Below are 10,280 nucleotides of genomic sequence, written 5' to 3'. Positions count from 1 at the left end.
AAAACCAAAATGAATTTTATCCTTACATTTGAAAAATCCATATGTAGCAAGCGTCTATAACGGTACTCTTATCATACTAATCTATAACAATTCTGCCTTCTTCCCTTACCTGTATCCTTTAAAACATAAGACTTTAAAACGAGTGCTGTTAGTGAATCTGTTAATGTTTTATATGATAAATTTGAAAGGGCTAATAGATCGTTCGTATATAACATTCTATGCTTCTCTAATAATAATAGTACTAATCGTTCTGACGGTTTTAATGTTTCATCACTTTCTAGTATAAAATCTATATTTTTCATATTCCCTACCTACTTCTTACTCCTTATATAAAAAAATGATTTTAGTAGTTATTTAATATAAAAATACTACATAACAAATTTGAAGATATATCGAAATAACATAACGCCCAAACACTTTTATACTATAACATAAAAAAGACATTTCCCCAAATTGAAAATGCCTTTTTATATCTACTTCTCTTTTTTATATAATTGATAGGATTGTTCTAGCCCTTTATTATATTTCGTATTATTATCTGTCCATTCTCCCCCCAAGTTTCCTGGCCACCCTGATGTATTAGCAACATATTTAAGCAACTCCCAATCCTGCAGTCCTTTTTTCACACCACGCTCATACGATTTGACCATACTTGAAATTGCTATCGTTGTATTTATACGTGAATCCACTAAACTCTCTTCCGATAATTGTGCTGGTGCTAATCCACCACGATGTAATTGGAATAATCCGAAAGATGTTCCGTTATCTCCTATTGCTTTTCGGTTAAATTTTGTTTCATGATCCGCAATTGATAATGGTATCCAATCTGGAATATCATACCTCTTTGCAACTTCACTAATTACTTGTTTATTATTTTTAATCTCTTTATGCTTTTCATAGTTGGTATGAATTACATAACTTAAGGTAAATAACGTAAGTAATATAAATATATATTGTAACGCTTTTTTCATCATTTCATCTCCTGATTTGTGTATGTTTCACTTTCTATATACACTATAAGACTTTTATGTGACATTCATTTGACAAAATGATATTAATTATACATAAGCTGTTACAATTTTAACTATCAATCTAAAAACTACAATTCTTCTAAAAGACTCCTTCAACACATAAAAACAATCAGCCTTTCATGTATAGTACATGAAAGGCTGATTGTTTTTCACTACACTTTTTTATGTATACAGTATATCCCTGCTATAATAAAACAAATTGAAATTACCGATAAAATTGTACCCTGGATTTCATAAAATGCAGTAAAGAATTTTCCGCTTGGTCTATCCCAAATTTCTAATGAACCCGCGTAAATTGCGGAAGTTATATATGTAAGACCGAATAGGAGAACTCCCGAAAGAACATAGGTTACTCCACTATTTTTCATTATTAGCTCACCTCCATTAATTTTATTTGTGAATAAAACAAAAAAGACCTTTATACGTTAAAGATCTTTTCATCTTATTTTTGTTACAAAAAACGCCAGAATCTAAAACAAAAACTTACTTTATGATAGATATTTATATATATATAAATTAAAGACTACAAGCATCTTCTCGATTAACATTTTTCACATTAAATATCTCTTGCAATATGCGGTTTACTATAATGGCTTGTTCCACCACCGCCTACTATTACTTTACCGCCTTTTTCAAAGATTAATAATTTTCTTGAACCATCAGAAAGTAAAACTACTACTTCCGCATTGTCACTTGTAGCCGTATATATTACATATCCACTTTTCGAAATACAAGTTGCCCAATTCTCATCAAATTCTGATCTTAATACTCGATTAGAATACACTTGATTTTCAATTCTTCCTGGCTGTTCGTTTTCCAAATTCTTCTTACCTTCCTTCTGAAGTTGTCATTTATATATAAATGACGGTTTCTCAATAAATTAGTGACCGTCCTTAATATAAATAGTATATGTGTTTATTAAGAAAAAGCTTGGACAATGAAAACGTAACAGCATTTAAGTATTTTATAATCGAAATTTCTCCTTAATCATTACAGCTACTTCTTTAGCACTCAAATGAGTATTATTAATTTTTATGTACTCTTCTTTTTCGATTTCACCATGAAGAGAGTTTAATCTATGTTTTTTCATCGTTTCTTTTAAATTTTTTTCGGACCATTCAATATCTCTTTTTTTGGTTTATGTTCTAATCTATGGGGACTTTTATTACGCTCTAATCTTTCACCAATTTCTGCTTCAAGTTCTACAAAATATACTGCTGCGCCTTTTGATTCAAAAATGCTTACTACATGATTTATATAATCCCAATCAGATTGAAAGTCAAATGCCCATACATATGTAAAAATCATTCCGTATAAATCACTTTTAGACACTTCTTCAAATATTTCATTACGAAACAAACTTACTAATCTTTTTGCTTCCTTTGTACTGTAATCAAAAAATGGACTTACTAAATCAATGGTCATGTGATTATGAAAAATTTTCAAATCTATTAGTTTCGCTAATTCTTGTCCAACTGTCATTTTCCCGACTGCTTGTGGGCCGAATATTAATATGAATTTCATTGGTTTTCCTCCGATTTTTCTCTATAAACAATCCAATAAAACATATCCTAAAATTGAAAATAAGGCAGTCGATGTTGTATCGATTGCCTTATTTTCATGAGTATTTCCTACATTATTCGTTTCGCACAGCCTCAAAAGTAATAATTTGATTTGCATTTGACGGTGCTTTTTCATAAACATATTCAGCAGAGCAAGTAATGTTAGAGAAACCTATACTTTCTAAAAGGAGTCTAAACTCTTCTATTCCATACCACCGCATTGCAAAACGTTGTAGTTCAGTTTGTACTAACTGTCCTTTACTCCATTTTTCATATTTTAAATATGATAGGGTAACTTGGTTCAGCCAATCTATCTCAATTGATTTATTTTCTAATGTAATCCCGTCCCCGCTTGGCAAAGAAAAAATCGATGTATGAATCTCACCCGTCTTCCAGTCATATGGAAGCGCAAGATCTACAATTAAACGCCCGCCTAGATTAAGATGTTCATAAAAACATTTCAAAGCGTTTATAGAATCCTCACGATTTTCAATTAAACAAAAGGATCCAGTAGGAATGATAATTGCCTCATATTTATGTGGTAGTGAAAATTGTTGTAAGCTTCCTTCATATAAATTAGGATTTAAGCCTCTCTCTTTACACCGCTTTCGGCAAGAATCTAGCATTTCAGGCGAATAATCTATCCCATCAACTTTAAAACCAGCTTCAAGAAATGGAATAATGACACGCCCCGATCCTACCGCTGCTTCAAGAATTGTTCCTTTACAACTTTTTAAACGTTCTTGATAATATTCAATATCACCATTCAAAGAGTAACCGACAGGTTTTGTGTAATCATAAAGTTCCGTACAAAGTCTACTATAAAAACTAAACATTTATTTTCTCCTCCGTTTTATATGTACGGAAGATTCTAATTTACTTAATCTTTCCGTACCTCAAATTTTAATGAAAATTCGAAAGAGCTGACTGTCATAATATATCACTCACTTTCTATATAATATATTTGCATTGTATAATATTCCCTAGCGATTGAACATATAAAACTTGAAAATTCTGATTATAAATAAAGAGCTTACTATAGTAAGCTCTTCATCAAAAACCCTTTATTTCACAATCGGCAATGTCACTTCACTCAATTTTACTGTAAGCTTCGTGCCCGCTTTCGGTCTAATTGTATAATCGTAATCACTTGCGATTAAGACGACTCCTATTTGATGTCCTGCTTTAAATACGTAATCATCTGGCTGCATGTCCCATGTAAATGTATAATCTTTACCAGGTTGAATCGCTGTTGAATTTTCTATACTATTTAAGTTTTGCGGATCCATCCAACCTCTCGTTACAATTTCAGGCTTCGCTCCGCCATAATCAACGAGTAAAGCTGTTAAATTTGAAACAGATCGATCAATATTTCCTGTTATTGAAATCTTAGGCGTACCACTTATTCGCATATCTTTTTGCAGTACAGGCATTGTATATACTAATCGATTCGCTATTTCTAACTCAGGGTTTTCTACTAGTTGATTTGACTTTATTTTAGCATCATCTACTAATGAGAAAACATTGTTTACTGATCCCATACTTAATGGCAAATTGATTGCTTTATTACTTAAATACATACGGACTTTTGATGGTACAGCCGCTGGATCTGGCCAATTTTTTATTTTTTGCCACGATTTATTTTCACGTTGTACATCTACCATCGGTTCAGCCATAATTCCATTTTCAATCCCATATAACCAATAATCGAACCATTTATTTTGCGTTTGTTGCCAGTTATTACTTGATGTTCCGCCGTGTCCACCTTGATGTAACCACATTTTACGAGGAACATTATTTTCGCCAAGAGCTTCCCACCACTGTGAAAATTGCTTCGTTTTTACATTCCAATCATTTAGCCCATGAACTACAAATACACTTGCTTTCACATTTTTCACATCTTTTACATAGTTACGTTTATCCCAAAAGTCGTTATAATCGCCTGTTTTACGATCTTGTCCAGCTGTTAGTTCTTTAATAATTTGCCCGCAAACTTCAGGGTTCTTTCTTGTTAGTACTGCTTCTGCCATATTATCTGTATCTTCTCCTTGATATCCACCTGGCGCAATTACTGCCCCATTTGCACGATAATAGTCATACCAACTACTAATCGCTGCGATTGGAATAATTGTTTTTAACCCTTCAACTCCAGTCGTTGCGACAGCATTCGGTAACGTACCATTATAAGAAACTCCTGTCATTCCTACATTGCCCGTAGACCAATTTGCATTTACTTCCTTACCATCCTCTGTATATGCTTTTGCCCGACCATTTACCCAATCAATGACAGACTTCGTCCCTAGTATTTCTTGTTCATCTCCAGTTGTCGGACATCCATCTGATTTTCCAGTTCCGATACTTTCACCTAAAATAACTGCATATCCTCTCGGAACATAATAATTGCCGTATGAACCAAGATTAACTGCCCCATACGGTTTTCCTTCATACGCATACAATTCTTCATCAACATTATAAACAGGAACGTCTTTTAATCCAGATCGATATGGACTCATTTCATAAATAACAGGAACTTTCACATCTGGATTCGTCTTTGGACGCATAACCTTTACTGATACACGATCTTTTTTACCATCTCGATCACTATCAACTTCTGTCTCTACAAATAGATTTTCTACAATGGCTTCATCAAGTGAATAGATTGGTTTCGTCATCCCATTTTCTAATTCAATTTTCGTGTTTGACATTAAAGCTTCTGAAACTTGACCATTTAACTTAACATTATTCTCTTTTACGAAGCTCCCTTCCTTATTTTCCGCATGTGCAGTTATACTAGAAACCCCTGAAGTAATTGTTAAAGATACTATAGCTGAAAGTGTAATTGCTAATTTCTTTTTCTTCATACCCTTCCCTCCCCATATGTTCCTTCTCTTACTATACATCAAAAATACAGAAAATTCAGTTTATAATTTATAAAAAGTTGAGAAATTTGTAGAACTATCAAATCTTTTTATATAAAAGAAAAGGAACTAATAACAATTAGTTCCTTTCTATATACATATAAAATTGTATTTCCCCATCTACTACCGAAACCCCGTATTCAAATCCATGTCTTTCTAAAATACTTTTTACAATCGCTAGTCCTAATCCAGTACCTGATTTCTCTTTACTACGAGAAGATTCTAATACGTAAAAAGGTTCCCAAATTTTATCTATCTCTTTAACGCCCTCAGCAGCAATACCATTTTGAATTTGAAAATACACAACGTCATTTTTCTCTTCTAATGTGATTTTTATATTTTGATTCGTTGTATATTTTATCGCATTAGAGATTAAATTTTGAAAGACCATTCTCATTTTATTTAAATCAGCATAAACAATCGCGTCACCAGCATTATAGTTCACTTGCAACTTGATTTCTTTCGAATCCAGTTCAATTTTATGCTTATCTATTATACTTTGGACTAGTGGTTCAATAGGGAATTCTTCTTTTTGTAAAATATCTCTTTCTAGTTTAGAAAATCGCAATAACTCTTCAATTAAATTTGAAATTTGATCTGTTTGTTTAATGATTGTATCAACATATGTGCCATCATCTAAACCATCTTTTATTCCCATAGAATATGCTTTTACTAATGCGATTGGTGTTTTTAATTCATGAGTTACATCGCCCATAAATCGTTTTAAGTGGTCATTTCGATCTGTTAAATCTTGATGTGCTTCATGTAATTTATCACTCATGATGTTAATACTATTTGCTAAATCACCTATTTCATCATTCGTTTTAACTTTCGTCCGTTTAAATTTCAGACGTGAAATATCTTCTGCGACATCACTCAATTCTTTCAGTGGAGTAGTGATTGTTTTTGAAAGAATCCAAACAAGCACGATAATAAGAAATAGTGAGAATCCCAAAATGTATAAATAAAATGAGTTAAGCGTTTTAATTACTTCATTGGAATGTGCGATAGAAACTCCTACTAAAATCAACATATCATCTTTCGCAATGTATTTCGCAAAAAAACTAGATTTTATCTTTTCTTGATCATATATTTTATTCGATTGTCCGAGGTTCTTCACTTTCGTAATTTCTTCTTTTGTAATCCAAAGTTTATTCAATGCAACTCTCTTTTTTGTAAGCTGCATGCGTAATTCTTCATTAATAGCATCTTCTGAATTATTTATTGATGTATATGCAATCGTAACATTACCTTCATTTTCAATGCGATTTATAGCATCATCCAGTTCTTCACGCGGTATCGACTGTATTTCCGCTGTAATGCCTTCTAAGCTTTCACGTGTTTTGTGCACATTATATTTTGGTAAAAAATAGTTAATTAATAATAAAGAGATGACAAAAATAAGGATGACTGTTAAAGAAATGCTGAAAAATAACTTTTTACCGAGCTTATTCACACTCTTCCTCCAAACTGTATCCTAAACCACGATGTGTCTTTATAATATTTTCTCCTATTTTTTTACGTAATCTTCTTACATGCGTATCAACCGTTCGCTCTTCCCCAAAATAATCAAATCCCCAGACGATATCTAACAACTTTTTCCGTGTTAAAATCGTGCCTTTATGATTTAAAAAGCACTTTATTAATTGTAATTCTGTCTTTGTAATGTCTAATTCTTTCTCATTTTTATATACTTTATTTTTGGTGAAATCTATTTTTAAATCTTGAACTTGAATAACATCTTCATGCTGCACAAGCTTTTTCGCTCGGGTTATTAGCACTCCTGGATGAAATGGTTTTTTTACATACTCATCTGCCCCGCTTTGAAGAGCTACTAATTCATCTTCACTTTCACTTTTCGCAGTAAGCATTAATACTTTCACACTTGAATTCTTTTTTATTTCCTGACAGACAGTAATACCACTATTTTTCGGCATCATCCAATCTAAAATAGCTAAGTCAATTTTCTCATCGTAAAATATTTGAAGTGCTTCCTCTCCATCCTTCGCTAATAAAACTTCGAAGCCTTCTTTTTCAAAATACGCTTTTAAAATTTTCAGCATATCTTGTTCATCATCTGCGATTAATACTTTCATTACATTTCCTCCATTACCTATAAACAAATATCAATTTTATCATACAACTTCTTTGTTACATGAATGTGACAGAAAAATATTTACAACATTTGAGGGTATAGTAAGTGTGAGGTGTTGTTTCATGTTCAAAAAAATAGGAGTCATTACTTTGCTTTTCTTTTTATTATCAACAAATGCGCTCGCAAATACAAATAAACAAATTGAAGTATTTGATTGCAAAAAAGAAATGGTAGTCCAAAAGCAATCTTTAGATGCGGCTATTCAAAAAGAAGCAGTTCAATTTGCAAAATCAATTACCGGTCCATTCAAAAACTTAAATGTCGTTCCGAAAGATGGACATATGATAAAAATCCCTTTATCTAAGCCTGTTTCTATTACAAATCAATGGTTACATACAACAATTGATGAAGTACTCATCCTTCTTCCACTTAATGAAAAACCTTATATTATGCTTTACGACGATGAGAATAATCCGCATTTTTATTATGTAAAAGGTGATCCGAAGGGATTATTGAAACAAATGAATGTTAAGATGTAATTGCTTAAGAACGGTTCCGTACATGAGTATGGGACCTTTCTACAATCTTATAAAGTGACTTGAACCTTTATAAGATTCTCCTTTTACAAATCCATTTGCGCAATAAAACTCATCACCTTGCTTCGTATCCGTATGTAGAACCACAACGTGAAAATACTTTTCCGCATGTCTTAATAGTTGCTTTAATAACAACTTCCCTAATCCGATGCGCCGATAATCCTTTGAAATATAAAACCTTCTTAATCGGCCAATCTTTAAACCTTTCGTATTTGGATCTTGATTTAATCCTCCAATACCAATTAACGTATCACCTCGAAAAACGCCATATAAACATTCGCCCGTTTTACTAAATATATTTCTTTTACTTTCATATTCATTTATTAATTTTATTAGGAAGTTAAATCCTTCTTCTGTACTTTCTTCGACAAGGAGATTGATCTCATATTTTAGTAAATCTTCAATTCGTTTTATTTGTATATTTTCCAGCTTACTCCCCCACTTTCTCTATCCAAATGTATCTTTTTGAAAAATAAAAATGCCCAAGAATATATCATCCTGAGCATTCATTTGAATGTGAACTTATTCATTTTGTTATGTACGTATTCTTCAATTCTGGTAATATCCCCTTCAGTTCCATTAAATCAGCAATTACTAAATCAGCATGAGCAAGTTCCTCTTCTTGTGCAAAATCAAAATTACATCCAATCGCAATTAAACCATTATCTTTTGCAGCGTTAATATCAGATAAACGATCTCCAACTACCGCTGCCCCTTTTAAATCATATTTTTTCAAAATATTTTTTACTAAGTCACCTTTATTAAGCGATGAAATTTGTTCGATACTAAAAGTTTCAGTAACCCATTGCTCTAAATCATAATGAGATACGATTGCTTTTAAATAATCCGTTAAACCATTACTAGCTATGTAAATTGAGCAACCAATTTCTTTTAAATAATTAAAAACTTCTTTTACATTCGGATATAAAGCACCTTTCCCACTCTTTATGTTTTCAATTAATCTCTCTAAAAAATAAGCATCTGTTTGTTTTCTTACTTCATTTGAATGATCAGGTAATAGCGCTTCCCAAACTTTAGGTAAAGGAACACCCATAATTTCACGGTATTTATCAATAGGTGTTTCCGCATCCCATAATTGTAGTGAGCGTAAATGATCAAATGTATCATCCAGTGATAACTCTAAAATTTTGTCTGTTTGAAATAAAGTTCCATCCATATCGAAAATTAGTGCTTGTAACATAACTTTCTCTCCCATTCTTTACGTATAAACTACAATACAGTTTTACTCGATTTACTTTTAAGCATTTCAACAATAATTTCTGAACAATAATTCGCTGCGGTTTTCACGAAATCATCATATGAAACCTGCGCTGAATCATCTGCACTATCAGAAATGCATCTCAAAACTAGAAATGGTATGTCATTTATATGAGCAACATGTCCAATTGCCGCTCCTTCCATTTCTGTACAATGAGGTGCATATTCAGTGACTAATTGCTCCGATAATGCCGATTCTGTTCATGTATGTAGTCCCCTTTATCAATTTGTAACCCCTTTAATCCTCTCCCCCATAACTGATATTAAAAACTTTGGAAGTACGAGTTGTCTTTTTATTCTTTTCGGCTGTGAGATCAATCTATATAACCATTCTGTCCCTGTATCTCTCATCATTTTTATTGCTCTTTTTACAGTGCCAGATAAAATATCAATCGTTCCTCCGACACCAATAGATAGAGAAACATTCAAATCTTATAAATTTTGATAGATAAACGGTTCTTGTTTAGATGAACCTAAACCTACTAATAGTAAATGCGGCTTAATTTGAGTAGCCTCTTATTTTTACAAATGGTTACAACACTTTACTCCCTACACAATTATATATGAATTATTTAAATTCCAACACATCTAAACATTCAGACTAATATTAGTTTTTACTAACTGCTTTTTCATTTAGAAAAAGCAAGCTCAATAAATACTAATTACATATGATATTTTGTATTTATTTATGAAATGGACATCGCCATGAAAGCACTTTTACGAAGTGCTCTTTTTAAGTTTCAGATATTTATAAAATGATGTAAGTGTCCACACTGATTTGTTGGACAAGCATAAAATAA

Annotated in this window: 11 protein-coding genes and 3 pseudogenes; 1 reads left to right on the top strand and 13 read right to left on the bottom strand. The window is 32.0% G+C overall.

From position 1 onward, the window contains the following. Positions 1–71 precede the first annotated feature (71 nt). From JTF23_RS25710 to JTF23_RS25675, 9 genes and pseudogenes are all read right to left on the bottom strand, one after another. A complete protein-coding gene (locus tag JTF23_RS25710; RefSeq protein WP_000789035.1) occupies positions 72–302 on the bottom strand; it encodes a hypothetical protein in 231 nt (76 codons plus the stop codon). A gap of 171 nt (positions 303–473) precedes the next feature. Then, positions 474–974 carry a lysozyme family protein gene (locus JTF23_RS25705; RefSeq protein WP_002110354.1) on the bottom strand — a complete coding sequence of 167 codons (501 nt, stop codon included), beginning with the start codon at positions 972–974 and terminating at the stop codon, positions 474–476. Between the two features lie 209 nt (positions 975–1,183). Further along, the gene (locus tag JTF23_RS28300) at positions 1,184–1,399 is read right to left on the bottom strand and encodes a hypothetical protein (RefSeq protein WP_078174664.1); all 216 of its coding nucleotides are present in this window, start codon (positions 1,397–1,399) and stop codon (positions 1,184–1,186) included. Positions 1,400–1,587: 188 nt separating this feature from the next. After that, on the bottom strand, positions 1,588–1,851 hold the full coding sequence (locus JTF23_RS25700; protein WP_002110358.1) for a hypothetical protein: 264 nt from the start codon (positions 1,849–1,851) through the stop codon (positions 1,588–1,590). A gap of 144 nt (positions 1,852–1,995) precedes the next feature. Beyond that, positions 1,996–2,555 (bottom strand): annotated as a pseudogene (locus JTF23_RS25695) (AAA family ATPase). A 112-nt stretch (positions 2,556–2,667) separates the two neighbouring features. Then, positions 2,668–3,429 carry a class I SAM-dependent methyltransferase gene (locus JTF23_RS25690; protein ID WP_204210084.1) on the bottom strand — a complete coding sequence of 254 codons (762 nt, stop codon included), beginning with the start codon at positions 3,427–3,429 and terminating at the stop codon, positions 2,668–2,670. A 228-nt stretch (positions 3,430–3,657) separates the two neighbouring features. Beyond that, positions 3,658–5,454, bottom strand: coding sequence for a Xaa-Pro dipeptidyl-peptidase (locus JTF23_RS25685; protein WP_204210083.1), 1,797 nt, complete (start codon positions 5,452–5,454; stop codon positions 3,658–3,660). A 136-nt stretch (positions 5,455–5,590) separates the two neighbouring features. Then, the gene (locus JTF23_RS25680) at positions 5,591–6,967 is read right to left on the bottom strand and encodes a sensor histidine kinase (RefSeq protein WP_016105116.1); all 1,377 of its coding nucleotides are present in this window, start codon (positions 6,965–6,967) and stop codon (positions 5,591–5,593) included. Further along, the gene (locus tag JTF23_RS25675) at positions 6,960–7,607 is read right to left on the bottom strand and encodes a response regulator transcription factor (RefSeq protein ID WP_016105117.1); all 648 of its coding nucleotides are present in this window, start codon (positions 7,605–7,607) and stop codon (positions 6,960–6,962) included. Before JTF23_RS25675 ends, JTF23_RS25680 begins: the two co-directional genes overlap by 8 nt. A gap of 121 nt (positions 7,608–7,728) precedes the next feature. On the opposite strand from JTF23_RS25675, the gene JTF23_RS25670 reads away from it, so the two are divergent. Beyond that, positions 7,729–8,145 carry a hypothetical protein gene (locus JTF23_RS25670; RefSeq protein WP_078174662.1) on the top strand — a complete coding sequence of 139 codons (417 nt, stop codon included), beginning with the start codon at positions 7,729–7,731 and terminating at the stop codon, positions 8,143–8,145. A gap of 39 nt (positions 8,146–8,184) precedes the next feature. On the opposite strand, the gene JTF23_RS25665 is transcribed toward JTF23_RS25670, so the two are convergent. The 4 genes and pseudogenes from JTF23_RS25665 to JTF23_RS25650 all read right to left on the bottom strand — a co-directional run. Then, positions 8,185–8,631: a GNAT family N-acetyltransferase gene (locus JTF23_RS25665; protein WP_204210087.1), complete on the bottom strand. Its 447-nt coding sequence runs from the start codon at positions 8,629–8,631 to the stop codon at positions 8,185–8,187. Between the two features lie 97 nt (positions 8,632–8,728). Continuing rightward, positions 8,729–9,403, bottom strand: a complete 675-nt coding sequence (locus JTF23_RS25660) for an HAD family hydrolase (protein ID WP_016105119.1) — start codon at positions 9,401–9,403, stop codon at positions 8,729–8,731. Between the two features lie 29 nt (positions 9,404–9,432). Continuing rightward, positions 9,433–9,678 (bottom strand): annotated as a pseudogene (locus tag JTF23_RS25655) (phosphorylase family protein); the annotation flags it as partial. Positions 9,679–9,702: 24 nt separating this feature from the next. Continuing rightward, positions 9,703–9,987 (bottom strand): annotated as a pseudogene (locus JTF23_RS25650) (WecB/TagA/CpsF family glycosyltransferase); the annotation flags it as partial. Between the last annotated feature and the right edge of the window lie 293 nt (positions 9,988–10,280).

The sequence above is a fragment of the Bacillus sp. RIT 809 genome (assembly GCF_016892495.1).
GTDB lineage: Bacteria > Bacillota > Bacilli > Bacillales > Bacillaceae_G > Bacillus_A > Bacillus_A cereus_U.
This window is presented reverse-complemented; position numbering and strand designations above follow the sequence as displayed.

Coding starts and splice junctions, on each gene's coding strand:
- JTF23_RS25670 (WP_078174662.1), top strand. CDS start 7,729: ATGTTCAAAAAAATAGGAGTCATTACTTTGCTTTTCTTTTTATTATCA.
- JTF23_RS25690 (WP_204210084.1), bottom strand. CDS start 3,429: ATGTTTAGTTTTTATAGTAGACTTTGTACGGAACTTTATGATTACACA.
- JTF23_RS25705 (WP_002110354.1), bottom strand. CDS start 974: ATGATGAAAAAAGCGTTACAATATATATTTATATTACTTACGTTATTT.
- JTF23_RS25675 (WP_016105117.1), bottom strand. CDS start 7,607: ATGAAAGTATTAATCGCAGATGATGAACAAGATATGCTGAAAATTTTA.
- JTF23_RS25685 (WP_204210083.1), bottom strand. CDS start 5,454: ATGAAGAAAAAGAAATTAGCAATTACACTTTCAGCTATAGTATCTTTA.
- JTF23_RS25660 (WP_016105119.1), bottom strand. CDS start 9,403: ATGTTACAAGCACTAATTTTCGATATGGATGGAACTTTATTTCAAACA.
- JTF23_RS28300 (WP_078174664.1), bottom strand. CDS start 1,399: ATGAAAAATAGTGGAGTAACCTATGTTCTTTCGGGAGTTCTCCTATTC.
- JTF23_RS25710 (WP_000789035.1), bottom strand. CDS start 302: ATGAAAAATATAGATTTTATACTAGAAAGTGATGAAACATTAAAACCG.